The 15039-nt window shown below is 73.8% G+C and carries 15 protein-coding genes, 2 tRNA genes and 2 pseudogenes; 9 read left to right on the top strand and 10 right to left on the bottom strand.

The window, feature by feature from the left end; translation table 11 throughout:
* Positions 1–46 precede the first annotated feature (46 nt).
* The 7 genes from murI (at position 47) to QQK22_RS09410 (ending at position 8702) form a co-directional block, all read left to right on the top strand.
* Positions 47–922, top strand: a complete 876-nt coding sequence (gene murI / locus QQK22_RS09440) for a glutamate racemase (protein ID WP_284250691.1) — start codon at positions 47–49, stop codon at positions 920–922.
* On the top strand, positions 919–1746 hold the full coding sequence (locus QQK22_RS09435) for an MBL fold metallo-hydrolase (RefSeq protein WP_284250690.1): 828 nt from the start codon (positions 919–921) through the stop codon (positions 1744–1746). Before murI ends, QQK22_RS09435 begins: the two co-directional genes overlap by 4 nt.
* 122 nt (positions 1747–1868) lie before the next feature.
* Positions 1869–4520 carry a phosphoenolpyruvate carboxylase gene (locus QQK22_RS09430; RefSeq protein WP_284250689.1) on the top strand — a complete coding sequence of 884 codons (2652 nt, stop codon included), beginning with the start codon at positions 1869–1871 and terminating at the stop codon, positions 4518–4520.
* A gap of 144 nt (positions 4521–4664) precedes the next feature.
* Positions 4665–5417 carry a ribonuclease PH gene (rph, locus tag QQK22_RS09425; protein WP_284250688.1) on the top strand — a complete coding sequence of 251 codons (753 nt, stop codon included), beginning with the start codon at positions 4665–4667 and terminating at the stop codon, positions 5415–5417.
* Complete coding sequence (rdgB, locus tag QQK22_RS09420) at positions 5414–6073, top strand: RdgB/HAM1 family non-canonical purine NTP pyrophosphatase (RefSeq protein WP_284250687.1); 660 nt, start codon at positions 5414–5416, stop codon at positions 6071–6073. Before rph ends, rdgB begins: the two co-directional genes overlap by 4 nt.
* A complete protein-coding gene (locus tag QQK22_RS09415; protein WP_284250686.1) occupies positions 6070–7056 on the top strand; it encodes an aminoglycoside phosphotransferase family protein in 987 nt (328 codons plus the stop codon). The genes rdgB and QQK22_RS09415 overlap by 4 nt, the downstream gene beginning before the upstream one ends.
* Positions 7053–8702, top strand: coding sequence for an ATP-binding cassette domain-containing protein (locus QQK22_RS09410; protein ID WP_284250685.1), 1650 nt, complete (start codon positions 7053–7055; stop codon positions 8700–8702). Before QQK22_RS09415 ends, QQK22_RS09410 begins: the two co-directional genes overlap by 4 nt.
* A gap of 27 nt (positions 8703–8729) precedes the next feature.
* On the opposite strand, the gene QQK22_RS09405 is transcribed toward QQK22_RS09410, so the two are convergent.
* On the bottom strand, positions 8730–9278 hold the full coding sequence (locus QQK22_RS09405; RefSeq protein ID WP_284250684.1) for a hypothetical protein: 549 nt from the start codon (positions 9276–9278) through the stop codon (positions 8730–8732).
* Between the two features lie 87 nt (positions 9279–9365).
* On the opposite strand from QQK22_RS09405, the gene QQK22_RS09400 reads away from it, so the two are divergent.
* Positions 9366–9668 (top strand): hypothetical protein, encoded by a 303-nt coding sequence (locus tag QQK22_RS09400; protein WP_284250683.1) that lies wholly within the window; start codon positions 9366–9368, stop codon positions 9666–9668.
* A gap of 33 nt (positions 9669–9701) precedes the next feature.
* Here QQK22_RS09400 and QQK22_RS09395 read toward each other — a convergent pair whose 3' ends face one another.
* From QQK22_RS09395 to QQK22_RS09370, 6 genes and pseudogenes are all read right to left on the bottom strand, one after another.
* The gene (locus QQK22_RS09395) at positions 9702–10241 is read right to left on the bottom strand and encodes a DUF4916 domain-containing protein (protein WP_284250682.1); all 540 of its coding nucleotides are present in this window, start codon (positions 10239–10241) and stop codon (positions 9702–9704) included.
* Positions 10242–10288: 47 nt separating this feature from the next.
* Entirely contained in the window at positions 10289–10561 is a 273-nt protein-coding gene (locus QQK22_RS09390) for a DUF7218 family protein (RefSeq protein WP_284250681.1), read from the bottom strand.
* A gap of 139 nt (positions 10562–10700) precedes the next feature.
* Complete coding sequence (locus tag QQK22_RS09385) at positions 10701–11321, bottom strand: DUF998 domain-containing protein (RefSeq protein WP_284250680.1); 621 nt, start codon at positions 11319–11321, stop codon at positions 10701–10703.
* Positions 11318–12396 (bottom strand): annotated as a pseudogene (locus QQK22_RS09380) (fatty acid desaturase family protein). The gene QQK22_RS09385 and the pseudogene QQK22_RS09380 overlap by 4 nt, the downstream one beginning before the upstream one ends.
* Positions 12397–12507: 111 nt before the next feature.
* Positions 12508–12592 (bottom strand) — tRNA-Leu (locus QQK22_RS09375).
* Positions 12593–12624: 32 nt separating this feature from the next.
* Positions 12625–13101 carry a peroxiredoxin gene (locus QQK22_RS09370; RefSeq protein ID WP_284250679.1) on the bottom strand — a complete coding sequence of 159 codons (477 nt, stop codon included), beginning with the start codon at positions 13099–13101 and terminating at the stop codon, positions 12625–12627.
* A 137-nt stretch (positions 13102–13238) separates the two neighbouring features.
* Here QQK22_RS09370 and QQK22_RS09365 point away from each other — a divergent pair.
* A tRNA-His gene (locus tag QQK22_RS09365) sits at positions 13239–13314 on the top strand.
* A gap of 63 nt (positions 13315–13377) precedes the next feature.
* On the opposite strand, the gene orn is transcribed toward QQK22_RS09365, so the two are convergent.
* The 3 genes and pseudogenes from orn to QQK22_RS19510 form a co-directional block, all read right to left on the bottom strand.
* On the bottom strand, positions 13378–13974 hold the full coding sequence (gene orn, locus QQK22_RS09360; protein WP_431310188.1) for an oligoribonuclease: 597 nt from the start codon (positions 13972–13974) through the stop codon (positions 13378–13380).
* Between the two features lie 112 nt (positions 13975–14086).
* Entirely contained in the window at positions 14087–14797 is a 711-nt protein-coding gene (locus QQK22_RS09355) for an ATP-grasp domain-containing protein (RefSeq protein WP_284250676.1), read from the bottom strand.
* A 28-nt stretch (positions 14798–14825) separates the two neighbouring features.
* Positions 14826–15020: pseudogene (locus QQK22_RS19510) on the bottom strand (class I SAM-dependent methyltransferase); the annotation flags it as partial.
* Between the last annotated feature and the right edge of the window lie 19 nt (positions 15021–15039).

The raw sequence follows: 15039 nt of genomic DNA, 5'->3' as shown, positions 1-15039 counted from the left end.
CCCGGCCACCGGGTGGGCGTCGGTGCCTCGCCCTACGCTGAGACGCATGCAGCGCGACCTCCCGATCGGCATCTTCGACTCCGGTGTCGGTGGCCTGACCGTCGCGCGCGCCGTCCTCGACCAGCTCCCGCACGAGGCCGTGCGCTACCTGGGGGACACCGCCCGCACGCCGTACGGCCCACGACCGATCGCGCAGGTGCGCGAGTACTCGCTGCAGATGCTCGACGACCTCGTCGCCTCCGGCGTCAAGGCCCTCGTCATCGCGTGCAACTCGGCCTCCTCCGCCGTGCTGCGCGACGCCCGGGAGCGCTACGAGCCCGCGGGCATCCCCGTCGTGGAGGTGATCCACCCGGCGGTGCGCCGCGCCGTCGCCGCCACCCGCACGGGGCGGGTCGGCGTCATCGGCACGACCGCGACGATCTCCTCGCGCGCGTACGAGGACGCGTTCGCGGCCGCGCCGCACCTGGAGCTCGTGACGCAGGCGTGCCCCGCGTTCGTCGAGCTGGTCGAGCGCGGCATCACCAGCGGCCCGCCGGTGCTGGAGGCCGCTCGCACCTACCTGGAGCCGCTGCGCGAGGCGGACGTCGACGCGCTGGTCCTGGGCTGCACGCACTACCCGCTGCTGACCGGCGTCGTCAGCTACGTGATGGGTGACGGCGTCACGCTCGTCTCCTCGGCCGAGGAGACCGCCAAGGACCTGTACCGCACCCTGGTCGGGGCCGACCTGCTGCGGCACGACGACGCGTCCCCGCCCGCGCACACGTTCCTCGCCACCGGTGACACCCGGGCGTTCGCCACGCTCGCGCGCCGGTTCCTCGGCCCGGAGGTGCCGGCCGTGCACGACGCCGTCGAGGTGACGGGCGAGCTGCCCCGCATCTCCGACGAGGTGGCGGGTCCGCGCGCCGTCGGGAGCCTCCGATGAGGCTGACGGTGGTCGGCTGCTCCGGCTCGATGCCGGGCCCCGGGTCGGCCGCCTCGTCCTACCTCGTCCAGTCCGACGGCACCGCTCCCTCGCCGGGCGACGCGGCAGCCAACCGCACCTGGAACGTGCTGCTCGACCTCGGCTCGGGCGCCTTCGGACCGCTGCAGACCCTCCTGCAGCCGCACGACGTCGACGCGGTGCTCCTCAGCCACCTGCACCCCGACCACTGCGCCGACCTGACGGCCCTGGCCGTCTGGCTGCGCTACGGGCCGGGCAGCGTGCTGGGCACCGGCGGTGCCGTCCCGCCCGAGCGGCGGGTGCGGGTCATCGGGCCGGCGGGCACGGCGGAGCGCCTCGCGGAGCTCTCGATGGAGATGCCCGGGGACGTGGCGGCGACGTTCGACGTCGAGACCGTGGCCGACGGCGACGAGCTCGCCGTGGGCCCCCTGCGCGTCGCCGCGCATGAGGTGCGGCACCCGGTCACGGCCTTCGCCTACCGGCTCACGGGCCCCGACGGCGAGGTCCTGACCTACACGGGTGACACCGACAGCTGCGACGGCGTCGAGCGCGCCGCGGCGGGAGCCGACCTGCTGCTGTCGGAGGCGGCGTTCACCGACGGGGTGGACGAGGTGCGTGGCATCCACCTGACCGGGTCGCGGGCGGGAGCGCTCGCCCGGGACGCGGGGGTGCGGCGACTGCTCCTGACGCACCTGCAGCCCTGGGCCGACCCGGAGCGGATCCGCGACGACGCCGCCGCCGTGTACGACGGACCGGTCGCGCTCGCCCGCGCCGGACAGGTTGACCAGGTGCTGGCGCACTCCTGACCGGATTGCGACCGGCGACCTGCGCAGCGCCGCCGACCGGCTCCGGACCACGGGGTGGTCGACGGCGCCGGGCAGGTGCGCACGAGGGATAACCTTTGCCCGGACCTGAGGAAGGGAAGTCGATGACGCACGACGATCGGAGCAGCGCCGTCCCGGCGATGCCGGACGCGCTGCGGGCGGACGTCCGTCTGCTCGGTGAGCTGCTGGGGACCGTGCTGACGGAGAGCGGGGGAGCCGAGCTTCTCGCAGACGTCGAGGCCCTGCGCGCCCTGACCATCGAGGCCTACGCGAGCGACGAGGACTCGCTGGCCAAGGCGGAGGAGCTCGTGGAGTCCTTCACCCCCGAGCGCGCGGCGGAGGTGGCGCGGGCGTTCACGTGCTACTTCCACCTGGTCAACCTCGCCGAGGAGTACCACCGCGTGCGCACGCTGCGCGGCCGTGACTTCTCCGGGCCGGACGCGATCCTGCCCGCCGTCGACACGCTGCCCGGTGCGATCTCGCAGCTGCGCGGCGAGATCGGTGAGAAGGAGACGCTCGAGCGGCTCTCGCGCCTGGAGTTCCGCCCTGTCCTGACCGCGCACCCGACGGAGGCCCGCCGTCGCGCCGTGGCCGCCGCGATCCGGCGCATCTCCGAGAACCTCGTGCTGCTCGACGACCCGCGCGCCAACGACGCCGAGCGCGCCGAGATCCGCCGCACGCTGCTGGCCTCGATCGACGTCATGTGGCGCACCGCCCCGGTGCGCACCGCGAAGCCCTCGCCGCTGGACGAGGTGCGCACGGCGATGTCGGTCTTCGACACCACGCTGTTCGAGCAGATCCCCCTCATCTACCGCGCGCTCGACGCGGCCCTGCAGCCCGAGAAGGTCGGCGTCGCCCCGCCCGTCGCGCCGGCGTTCGTGCGCCTGGGCAGCTGGATCGGCGGCGACCGCGACGGCAACCCCAACGTCACCGCGAAGATCACGCGCGAGGCCGCCATCATCGCGGCCGAGCACGTGCTCCTCGGCCTCGAGAAGCACACGCTGCGCATCGGGCGCGAGCTCACGCTCGACGCGTCCACGACCCCGCCGTCGCGCGAGCTGCGCGACCTGCGCGAGCGCCACCGCGACCTGTCGGAGGACCTCGCCGGCACCGTCGAGGAGCGCTCGCCCGGCGAGCCCCACCGCCAGGTGCTGCTCGTCATGGCGGCCCGCGTCGCCGCCACGCGCGAGCGCAACGCCGACCTCGCGTACTCCGGCCCGGAGGAGTTCCTCACCGACCTGCGCACGGTGCAGGCCTCGCTCGCCGCGGCGGGCGACGTCCGCAGCGCCTACGGCGAGCTGCAGGACCTGATCTGGCAGGCGGAGACCTTCGGGTTCCACCTCGCCGAGCTCGAGGTGCGCCAGCACTCGCAGGTGCACCGCGAGACGCTCGAGGAGATCGACCGCGTCGGTGTCGACGGCGACCTGTCCGAGCGTTCGCGGGAGGTGCTCGAGACCTACCGGATCCTCGGGCGCATCCAGCGGCGCTTCGGGCCGAAGGCCTCGCGCCGCTACATCGTCTCCTTCACCCAGGACGCGGCTGACATCGCCGCGGTCTACCGCCTCGCGGAGCTCGCGTCGAACGGCTCCACCCCGCCGGTCATCGACGCGATCCCGCTGTTCGAGACCTTCGAGGACCTCCACAACAGCGTCGACATCCTCACCGCCGCGCTCGAGCAGCCCGCCGTCCAGGCCCGGCTCGAGGCCACCGGCCGCCGGATCGAGGTCATGCTCGGCTACTCCGACTCCTCCAAGGACGTCGGACCCGTGTCCGCGACCCTGGCGCTCTACGACGCGCAGGCGCGGATCGCGGAGTGGGCCCGTGCCAACGACCTCGAGCTCACGCTCTTCCACGGCCGCGGCGGGGCCCTGGGCCGCGGTGGCGGCCCGGCCAACCGCGCCGTGCTCGCGCAGCCGCCGCACTCCGTCGACGGTCGGTTCAAGCTGACCGAGCAGGGCGAGGTCATCTTCGCCCGCTACGGCACGAAGGCGATCGCCACGCGCCACATCGACCAGGTCGGGGCCGCCACCCTGATGTCGTCCGCGCCCTCGAACGAGCAGCGCAACGCCGGGGCCGCGGAGCGCTTCGCCGGCGTCGCCGAGGTGATGGACCGCGTCTCGCGCGAGCGATTCTACGAGCTCGTGCGCTCCGAGGGCTTCCCGCAGTGGTTCGCCGCGGTGACGCCGCTGGAGGAGGTGGGCCTGCTCGCGCTGGGCTCACGCCCCGCCAAGCGTGGCCTGTCGGTCAACTCGCTCGACGACCTGCGCGCCATCCCGTGGGTCTTCTCCTGGACCCAGGCGCGCATCAACCTCACCGGCTGGTTCGGCCTGGGATCGGCGCTGGCCGCCGTCGGCGACGTCGAGACGCTCCACGCCGCCTACCGCGAGTGGCCGTTGCTGCGCACGATGCTCGACAACGTCGAGATGTCGCTGTCCAAGGCCGACGAGCGGATCGCGCAGCGCTACCTGGCGCTGGGCGACCGCGACGACCTCGCGCAGCTCGTGCTGGACGAGATGCGCCTCACGCGCGAGTGGGTGCTGAAGACGACGCAGCACACGCGGCCGCTGGAGAGCTCGCGCGTGCTCGGCCGTGCCGTGCAGCTGCGCTCGCCCTACGTCGACGCGCTCTCGCTCATCCAGCTGCGCGCGCTCAAGCGCCTGCGGGCCGGCGCCGACGAGGCGGAGATCCCGGAGCTGCGCCACCTGCTGCTCCTGAGCGTCAACGGCGTGGCCGCCGGCCTCCAGAACACCGGCTGACCGCGAGAGGATTGCTGACCCTCCCCGAGAGGACTACTGACCCTCCCCGAGAGGATTGCTGACCCTCGCGGAGAGGTCTGGCGACCCTCCCCGAGAGGATCGCCGCCGCTCGGGGAGGGCCGGGCCGCCCCGTAACCTGGGGGGATGACTCAGCAGACCCGCGCCGACGGCCGCACGCCCGACCAGCTCCGCCCCGTTCGGATCACGCGGGGCTGGTTGGACTCGGCCGAGGGCAGCGTCCTGGTCGAGTTCGGCGGCACCCGCGTGCTGTGCGCGGCGTCGTTCACGTCTGGCGTGCCGCGCTGGCGCAAGGGCAGCGGCGAGGGCTGGGTGACCGCCGAGTACGCCATGCTCCCGCGCGCCACCAACAGCCGCAGCGACCGCGAGTCGGTCCGCGGCAAGATCGGCGGCCGCACGCACGAGATCTCCCGTCTCATCGGCCGCAGCCTCCGCGCCGTGATCGACGTCGCCGCGCTCGGTGAGAACACGATCGTGCTCGACTGCGACGTCCTCCAGGCCGACGGCGGCACCCGCACCGCCGCCATCACGGGCGCCTACGTCGCGCTCGCCGACGCCGTCGCCTGGGGGCAGGCTCAGGGTCACGTGAAGCCCGGCACCGTCCTGCGAGACTCGGTCGCCGCCGTCAGCGTCGGGATCGTCGACGGCGTGCCGCTCCTCGACCTGCCCTACGTGGAGGACGTGCGCGCCGAGACGGACATGAACGTCGTGGTCACCGGCTCCGGGGAGTTCGTCGAGGTGCAGGGCACCGCCGAGGGCGTCCCGTTCCGCCGGGACGAGCTCAACGGGCTGCTCGACCTCGCGCTCGCCGGCACCGCCGAGCTCACGAGCCTGCAGGCCGAGGCGCTCGCCGCCCCCGCCGCCGGGTTCCGCGCGTGACGTCCGTGGACGCCGGCACCAGCCCCACCCCGCCCCAGCTCGTCCTCGCGACCCGCAACGCGCACAAGGTCGGCGAGCTCCGCGCGATCCTCACGGGGCCCGACGGCGCGCTCCCCGGCCTGGACGACGGCGCCGTTGTCGGTGCGGACGCCTACCCCCACGTGCCCGACGTCGTCGAGGACGGTGTCACGTTCGCGGAGAACGCGCTCCTCAAGGCGCGCGCGCTCGCCGCGGCCACGGGCCTGGTGGCGCTCGCCGACGACTCGGGCCTCGCCGTCGACGTCCTCGGCGGCGCACCGGGCATCTTCTCCGCGCGATGGGCGGGGCGTCACGGCGACGACGCCGCCAACCTCGACCTGCTCCTGGCGCAGCTCGGCGACGTCCGCGACGCCCACCGCCGCGCCGCCTTCGTCTGCGCCGCCGCGCTCGTCACGCCCGACGGGCACGAGGTCGTCCGGGAGGGCCGGCTGGCCGGCACGCTCCTGCGCGAGCGCGCGGGGGAGGGCGGCTTCGGCTACGACCCGATCCTCGTGCCCGACGGCGAGACCCGCTCGTGCGCGCAGCTCAGCCCCGCGGAGAAGAACGCGATCAGCCACCGCGGCCAGGCGTTCCGCGCGATCGCGCCGGACGTCGTGGCGGCGCTCCCGCCGTCGTGACCGTCCTGTCGGAGGGGACGCGGCCGGCATTCAGCGTGGTCGTCGGCGGCAGCGTCTGGCTGGACGAGGCGACGACCTGGGCCGCGACCGCGCTGCGCGGACTCGGCCGGAGGTTGGTCGGACCCGCCCGCCAGGTGCGCGTGCGGCCCTGGTCGACGCAGGTGGTGCTGACGGCGACGGCGCACCCCGACACCGTGACCGCAGGAACCCCCGTCTGGCTCAAGCAGGGCTGCGCGGCGCTCGCGCACGAGGGGCGCGTGCTGTCCCTGATCGCACGGATCGCTCCCGAGGTCGTCGACGCGCCGCTCGCCGTCGATCCGGTGTCGGGCCGCTTCCTCACCGCCGACCACGGCCCCTCGATGCGAGACCAGGGGCGGGACGACGCCGGGAGCTGGTGCGACGTCGTCGCGCTCGCCGCGAGGGCGCAGCAGCAGCTGCTGGCGCACGCGGACGCCCTGGTCGCGGCGGGTCTGCCCGACGGGTCACCCACCACCGCCCTCGAGCGTCTGGAGGACCTCGTCGAGGCGGGTGCGCACGACGACGGCGGGCGCACCGCGCGCCTGCGCCGCCTGCGCCCGGCCGTGCGCGAGTCCGCCGCCGCGCTCCTGGACTCGCCGTTCCCCGTGACGTGGAACCACGGTGACCTCCACCCGGGCAACGTCGCCGCCGGCACCGCCTCGCGCCCGCTGCAGCTGTTCGACCTGGGCGACTCGGACCTGAGCTGCGCCCCGGAGGTCCTCGCCGTCCCCCGCCGCGCCATCGCGGACGACGCGGTCTGGGGCGAGGTCCTCGCCGCGTACTGCGACGCCTGGGGGATCGACCACGCCGTCGGTGCCGCGCTGTGGCCGCACGTGGAGCGGGTGCACGCCGTCAACCGGACGCACGCCTGGAGCCGCGCGCTCGCGGAGGCCACCCCCGCTGAGGCGCAGCGCTGGCTCCCGCACCGCGACCACCACCTCGAGCAGATCGGGGAGCCGACGTGACCGGGGCGCTCGTCTCCGCACGCGGCGTCGCCTTCGGCTACCCCGCCAGACCCGTGCTGGCCGACGTCTCCCTCACGGTCGGCGGGCGCGACCGGATCGGGCTGGTCGGCGAGAACGGGAGCGGCAAGTCGACGCTGCTGCAGATCCTCGCCGGTCGTCTGGACCCGCAGGCGGGCGCGGTCCGACGGCGCGGCACGCTCACGATGGTCGCGCAGGAGCTGCAGGTCTCGCCGCACGAGACGCTGGGGGAGCTGCTCGCCGCGAGCATGCAGCGCTCGCGCGCCGCCCAGACGCGGCTGGAGGAGGCGGCCGAGGCCGCCGGAGCCGTGGAGAGCGCCGACACCCCCGGCGTGTCCGGCGCCGCCGCGGCGCAGCGCCGCGCGCTGGCCGAGGTGGCCGACGCCGTCGCCGCCTTCGAGGAGATGCGCGCCTGGGACGCCGACCGCGAGCTCGACGAGGCCCTCACGCGGTTCGGCGCCCCGCGGGAGGCGTCGACGCGGCTCGCCGAGATGAGCGTGGGGGAGCGCTACCGCGTGCACCTGGCGTGCGCGCTCGCCGAGCGCTCCGACGTGCTGCTCCTGGACGAGCCGACCAACCACCTCGACCTCGCCGCGATCGAGCACCTGACGGACCGCCTCGCCCTCTGGCCGGGGGCCGTGGTGCTCGTGACGCACGACCGGCAGCTGCTCGACGACGTCGTGACCGAGATCCTCGATCTGGACTCCACGATGGCCGGCCCACCCACCCGCTACGGCGCGCTCCACTACGCCGACTACCGCGCCGCCAAGGACGCGGCGCTCGCGCGCTGGCGCACCCGGTTCCGCACGGAGCAGCGCCGTCTCGAGCAGCTGTTCTGGAGCCGCGACACCGCCTACGAGGGGCTGTCGGACGAGTGGCGACCGCCCAAGGGGTCGAACAAGAACCGCCGCGGCACGCGCGCCAAGCAGCACATCACCGCCGCGGACCGGCAGCTGCGCGAGCTGGAGGCCCGCGCCGTCGCCGTGCCGCCCCCGCCGCCCGAGGTGGCGTGGCCGCACCTCGGCGGCGAACCCGACGGTCACGGCAACGCGCCGCTGCTCCTGCTGCCCGGCGCGCACGTGCCCGGTCGGCTGGAACGAGGCGACCTCATGCTCGCCGTCGGGCGCGAGGACCGGCTCCTGCTGGTGGGGCCGAACGGGCGCGGCAAGTCGACCCTGCTCGGTCTGCTCGCGCAGGCGGCGACGGCGCCGGACGTGCGCGTGGGCGTTCTGTGGCAGGAGAGCCGGCTCGAGGTGCGCGGGCGGGAGACCGGGTTCGACGTCGCGGCGCGGGTCGTGCTCGAGGCGGTCGCCCGGGGCGGCGTGGACGCCGACGAGCTCGTGCCGATCGCCGCCACCGGGCTGCTGAGCGAGGCGGACCTCGACCGGCCGGTCGTGGAGCTGTCGGTGGGGCAGCGGCGCCGGCTCGACCTCGCGCTCGTGCTCATGACGGCCCCGCACGTGCTGCTGATGGACGAGCCGACCAACCATCTCGCCGTCGACCTCGTGGACTCGATGACGACCTGGCTGCGGTGGGTCGCGTGCGCCGTCGTCGTCGCGACCCATGACCGCCTCATGCGCGAGGACTACGCGGACTGGCCGACGATCGACCTGGGTGCGCCGGACTGACGCGAGCCGGGCGCGCGCCGCGTCCGGTCAGCTCCGCGCCGTCAGGGTCACCCACCCGCCGGTGAGACCGTCGGTCCGGGTGATGGTCAGCTGGACCGGGCCGTCGTAGGCGAACTGGTAGTCGAAGCCGTCGTCCATCACCTCGCCGTCGCAGGGGATCGACCCCTCCAGCAGCGTGGCGCGCTCCTGGTCGGGGGCGGCTGTGGACAGGGTGAAGGGCATCTCGGCGGGATCCCCGGAGCAGGCGCCGGCGACGGCGTAGCGACCCTCGGTGGCCACGACGTCGCTCGAGGTGTCGGCCGTCTCCGGCACGCCGTCGGCGTTCTCCGGGACGTGGACGGAGCGAGCGACCTCGCCGGGCGCGGTCGCGGGCGCCGGGGGAGCGGTCGCGGGCGTGGTCGCCGGCAGCTGGTCCGACTCGCTCGACCCCGAGGCGGTGGGCGACGTCGCAGGCTCGCCGTCGGACGGCGGCGTGCAGGCCGCGAGGCCGAGCGCGAGCAGCACGGCACCAATCGCACCCGGCGGGACGAGACGCAGGTGCGCGGCGCGGGTGCGGCGACGGGGTGGGCGGGTCATCGGTGCTCCTTCGGCGGGGACTCCTGACCGCTCCACGGTGCCACACCCGCACCCCACGGGGCGGTTCGGGTGCGGTAGACAGGGGCGATGAGCCTCTACGGAACCCCGCCGGAGAACCACTCGGCCCCGCAGCCGGCACCGACCGACGGCGCCCCCGCCGACGCCACGCCCGGCCCCGTGTGCTCCTCGTGCGGGCACGACGCGCTCGACGAGGGCTTCATCGAGGACAACGGCGAGGGCTCGCGCGGGAACGCGCGCTGGATCCCCGGTCCGCTCGAGCTCGGCATCCTCGGCGGCGCCCGCCGGATGGGCAAGCAGCGGTTCCAGATCCGCGCGTTCGCGTGCCGCAGGTGCCGTCACCTCGACCTGTTCGTCGGCGACGTCGCCTGACATCGCGCCCCCGGACGGCCCCGGGGCGCGACCTCAGCCGAGGCGACCGAGGTGGGCCACGGCGCCCGACAGCAGGGCCGCGTGCCCGGAGACGCACTCGCCGCGCACGGCGGGGTCCACCGCCTCCTCGGGCGTGAGCCACGCGAGCTGGATGGCGTCGCGCTGCGCCGTCGCGTCACCCTCGATGGGGACGATGTAGGCGAGGGAGACGGCGTGCTGGCGCGGGTCGTGGAAGGCGTGCGGCACGGCGGTGGGGAAGTACTCCTGCACCGTGAACGGCTGGGGCGACGCCGGGACGCGGGGCAGGGCCATCGAGCCGAGGTCCTTCTCGACGTGGCGCGTGATCGCGGTGCGGACGCTCTCGTGCAGCAGCACGCGCCCGGAGATGACCGCGCGGGCCAGACCGCCCTCACGCGGGCTGCGCAGCAGCGTGCCGACCCGGAGGAGCGACCCGTCCACGTCGAGCCGCACGGGGACGACGTCGATGTAGACCATCGGGACCTTGCGGCGCACCAGATCCAGGTCGTCGGGGGAGAGCCAGGGGCCCAGGTCGTCGGCGCGCACGTCACTCACCCCTCATTCCTACCACCGCGTCCGGCGACGGCGGGCGAGGCGTCTCGTCAGTGCGAGCGCAGCGCCTCGACCAGCTCGGCCTTGCGCATCGAGGAGCGGCCGGCGACGTCGAGCTCCGCCGCACGCCGCCGCAGGTCTGCCACGGTCCAGTCCTCGTAGCTGCCGGACTCGCCGCCGCTGCGGCCGACCTCGTCGCGGCCGCGCGCCGCGGCCGCGTTCGCGATGCGCGCCGACTTCTCCTTGCTGTTGCCGTCCTCGCGCAGGGCCTCGTACAGCTCGGGGTCCTTCACGCTCGGCCCGGGATCACGACGTCGTGCCACGGCTTCCTCCTTCGTCTGCGGGATGCTCGCACCACCCACCCTGCGCCTCGCGCCCTGCTTGGGCAACCCTCGCGAGAACCACACCGCCCCGCCCAACCCGAGCGAGAGGATTGCCGACCCTCGCCGAGAGGATTCCCGATCAGCCCCGCCGGTCACGACGGCGCAGCGCCAGCACCACCAGGAGCGGCCACAGCGACTGCGCCCCCGCCGCGAGCCGCTCGGTGAGCCCGATCGGCCCGGAACCGGAGGCGAGGGTGACGACGAAGACCACCACCAGCGCCGTCAGCAGCGCGGTCCCTCCGAGGGCGGGCAGCGGCCGCTCGACGCCGGTGCCGCCGGACCGCGCACGTCGCGCGGTGAGCGCCGGCCACAGCGCCAGCGCCCCGAACCCGACACCGGCGGCGACGCCGTGCGCCTGCGGGTGCGCATCGACCGGCAGGAGCCCGACGGCGGCCGTCGCCACCCCGCCGAGCGCCAGCACCGCACGGGCGGCGGGTCGCAGACGGCGCGTGCCGAGCGCTGTCACGACGTGCGCCGCACCCGTGGTCACGAGGGCGACGCCGAGCACCCACGGCGTCGTCCGGGTCGCGACGGCCAGGGCGCTGATCGTCTCGGTCACGGGATCGAACGACGGCTGGAGCGACTCCGCGAGCAGCCAGCCCCCGATCATCGCCACGGGCGCGACGACGGCGCTCACACGCGCCCAGGGCGCGACGCCCGGCACGCGATCCGTCGCACCCGAGGCGATCCGCGCGCTCACACGCGTCGCAGCGTGTGGAACGTGGGACAGTCGAACGGATCGCGCGCGCCGAGCCCGACCCGGTTGAGGTAGGCCACCACGATCCGGTAGGACTCCGCCAGCGAGACCTCGGTGTAGGGCATCCCGATCGACGCGCAGTGCGCGCGGACGAGGCGGCTGGCGGCGAGCAGGTGCGGCCGCGCCATGCTGGGGAAGAGGTGGTGCTCGACCTGGAAGTTGAGGCCCCCATCACCACGTTCATGAACCGGCCACCGACGATGTTGCGCGACGTCAGGACCTGCTTGGACAGGAAGTCGAGCTTGCTGCCGGCCGGCACGACCGCCATGCCCTTGTGGTTGGGCGCGAAGCTGGCGCCCATGTAGACCCCGAAGACCGCCATCTGGATCCCGACGAAGGCGAACGCCATCCCCAGCGGGAGGATCCAGAAGACGACGGCGAGGTAGGCGACCAGCCGCAGCCCGATCGTGCTGAGCTCCACGACCCGGGCGGAACCCCGCTCGGTGCGCAGCACGGAGCGGACCGAGGTGACGTGCAGGTTCAGGCCCTCGAGCGTCAGCAGCGGGAAGAACGCGTAGCCCTGGAACCGCGTCAGCCAGCGGCGCAGGCCGGAGCGGCGCTCGACGTCCTCCTCGCGGAACAGGATGGTGTCCGGCTCGATGTCGGGGTCCTTGCCGACGTGGTTGGGGTTGGCGTGGTGGCGGGTGTGCTTGGCCATCCACCAGGTGTAGGAGATGCCCACGACGGCGTTGGCCATCAGTCGACCCCACCGGTCGTTCGTGGGGCCCGACGCGAACACGGCTCGGTGCGCCATCTCGTGCGTGATGAAGGCGAGCTGGGTCAGGACGAGTCCGAGCCCGCCGGCGATGAGGAGCTGGAACCACGACTGCCCCAGCAGCACGAAACCCGTCACCAGGCCGCCGAGAGCGAGGCCGAGCGTCGAGATCAGCACGGCGTAGTACCGCGGTGCCCGCGCGAGCAAGCCGTGCTCCTTGACCTGCCGAGACAGCGCGGCGTAGGTGCTCGTGACGGCGTTGCGAGGATCGCGGGGGAGCGTGGTGGTGCGGGAAGTCGTCATGCGGGTCCTGTCGTCTCAACGGAACGACTTCTCAGCCGCAGCGGGTCCGGAACGGCGCCCGTCGTGCTCGAGCCTACCCCGAACCTACGGTGCCGTAGGTTCGGGCGAGGATGGTGCGCGAGGCGGGACTCGAACCCGCACGCCCGAAGACACAGGAACCTAAATCCTGCGCGTCTGCCAGTTTCGCCACTCGCGCCGGGGACCGCCGCGTACGCGCGGCGGACGGGGTCAGGCGACCTTGAGGTCGCGGCGCAGCTTGGCCACGTGACCGGTCGCGCGCACGTTGTACTGGGCCAGGGTCAGCGTCCCGTCGGGGGCGACGACGAAGGTCGAGCGGATCACACCGGTCACGGTCTTGCCGTACATCGTCTTCTCGCCGTAGGCGCCGTACGCCTCGAGCACGCCCCGGTCGGGGTCGCCGGCGAGGGGGTAGGCGAGGCCCTCGCGCTCGGCGAAGGCGTCCAGCTTCTCCACGGCGTCGGGGGAGATGCCGACGACGGTGTAGCCCGCCCCCTGCAGCGACGCGAGGGAGTCGCGGAAGTCGCACGCCTGGGTGGTGCAGCCCGGCGTCCCGGCGGCCGGATAGAAGTAGACGATGACGCCCTTCTCGGCGGCCGCGGTCAGCTCGCTCAGACTCACGCTCCCGCCACCGGCGGCCGGAAGGGTGAAGTCCGGGGCGACGTCGCCCACCTCGAGCTTGGCCATCGCTGCGTCTCCTCGCGTGTCGTGTGGGCACGGCCCGGTGACCGGCGCCCGGACAACGCTATACCTGCCCGGGTGTGGCGCGGAGCGCTCCGCGGACGGGCTACACTTGTTCGGCGCTGCTTCGCAGCACGCGCATGGTGGGTATAGCTCAGCTGGTAGAGCGCCGCGTTGTGGTCGCGGATGTCGCGGGTTCGAGTCCCGTTACTCACCCCAGGACGACGAAGGCCGGTTCCCCCGTGGGAACCGGCCTTCGTCGCGTCCGGGCGGGGGTCGGGTCTAGGCCGTCTCCTCCGTCACGACGGCGGGCGTCGGGCTCGCCGTGACGAGCGCCGCGCGCTTGCGCAGGTCCGAGGAGGAGGGACCGTCGCCGTCGGGGAAGAGAGCCGCGCGGTAGTACCGCAGCTCGTCGATGCTCTCGGCGATGTCCGCCAGGGCGCGGTGCCCGCCGTTCTTCTTCGGGGAGGCGTAGTAGGCACGCGGGTACCAGCGGCGTGCGAGCTCCTTGATCGAGGAGACGTCGATGATCCGGTAGTGCAGGTGCTCGACCAGCTCCGGCATGTCCCGCTCCAGGAAGACTCGGTCGGTCCCCACCGAGTTCCCGGCCAGGGGCGCCTTGCGCGCCTCCGGCACGAGGCCCTGGACGTACTCGAGCACGCGGGCACGCGCCTCCTCGAGCGGGACGCCGTGCTCCAGCTCGGTCAGGAGACCGGACGTCGTGTGCATCGTGCGCACGACGTCGTTCATCCGCTCCAGCGAGCCCGGGGGCGGGGCGATGACGATGTCGATGCCCTCGGCCAGGGGTGTCAGGTCGGAGTCGGTCACGATCACCGCGACCTCGACGAGGGCGTCGAGCCGACCGTCGAGCCCTGTCATCTCGCAGTCGATCCAGACGATGGGGTCCACGGCACGCGAAGTCACGACCCCACCCTAGGCGTCGTGGCGCGCAACCGCGTCCCGATGCCGGGCGGCTCCTGTCCCGCCCGGGTCAGGCGTGTGCGAGCGCCGAGACGTCGTTGTTCGCGTCGTTGCCGTAGGCGACCTCGCGCAGGATGGCGCTCGCGAGGCGGTCCAGCGCGCCGGGCGCCAGCGAGGCGTACAGCGACGGCTCGACGAGCTCGAGCTCCATGAGCAGCGGCGGCTTGTCACCGCGGACGACGAAGTCGACGCGCGCGTACAGGAGCGGGCGCGACTTCATGGAGCGGCCCGGCACCAGCCGGCGCACCTGCGTGATGATGTCCTGCGCCGCCTTGATCTCCAGCTCGGAGGGCTGCCACGGCTCCATGGCCTCGCGCGTGTAGCCGGTGTCCTCGCCCGTGTCCTCGCCCACCAGCATGGCGGCCTTGTGGATGGCGTGGGAGTACTCGCCGTGCAGGAACACGAGCGCGCTCTCGCCGAACGTGTCGATCTCCGGCATGTAGCGCTGCACCATCACGCTGCGGCCGGCGTCGAGCAGCCGCTTGGCGTGGTTGATCGCCAGGCGGCGGGAGTCGGCGTCGGTCGCGGTGTAGCGGCCGGTGTCGGCGGACCCGGCCGAGACGGCCGGCTTGACCACGAAGTCCTCGCGCGCCGGGAACCGGTTGTGCAAATCGCGCTTGGACCACTCGACGTCGGGCTCGAGCCACCGCGTGTCGACGACCGGCATCCCGATCTGGGCCAGCGCGTCGATGTAGTGCTTGTCGCTGTTCCACCGGATCACATTGAGGGGGTTGCGCAGCTGCGGCACCCTCGGCCCAGGCGAGGAACTCCTCGCGGCGCGCGCTGTAGTCGAACACGTTGCGCAGCACGACCAGGTCGAAGGCCGACCAGTTGACGTCGGCGGCGTCCCACTGGACGATCTCCCCCACCGCGCCCCGTTCATCGAGGGCGACGACGAGAGCGCGGTCCTCCGGATCGCCGTCGGGCAGGTCGGAGCAGGTCACGAGCGCGATGCGCGCAGCA

The sequence above is a fragment of the Litorihabitans aurantiacus genome (genome assembly GCF_030161595.1).
Classification (GTDB): domain Bacteria; phylum Actinomycetota; class Actinomycetes; order Actinomycetales; family Beutenbergiaceae; genus Litorihabitans; species Litorihabitans aurantiacus.
The sequence above is the reverse complement of the archived record's forward strand: the minus strand, read 5'-3'. Positions and strand labels throughout refer to the sequence as shown.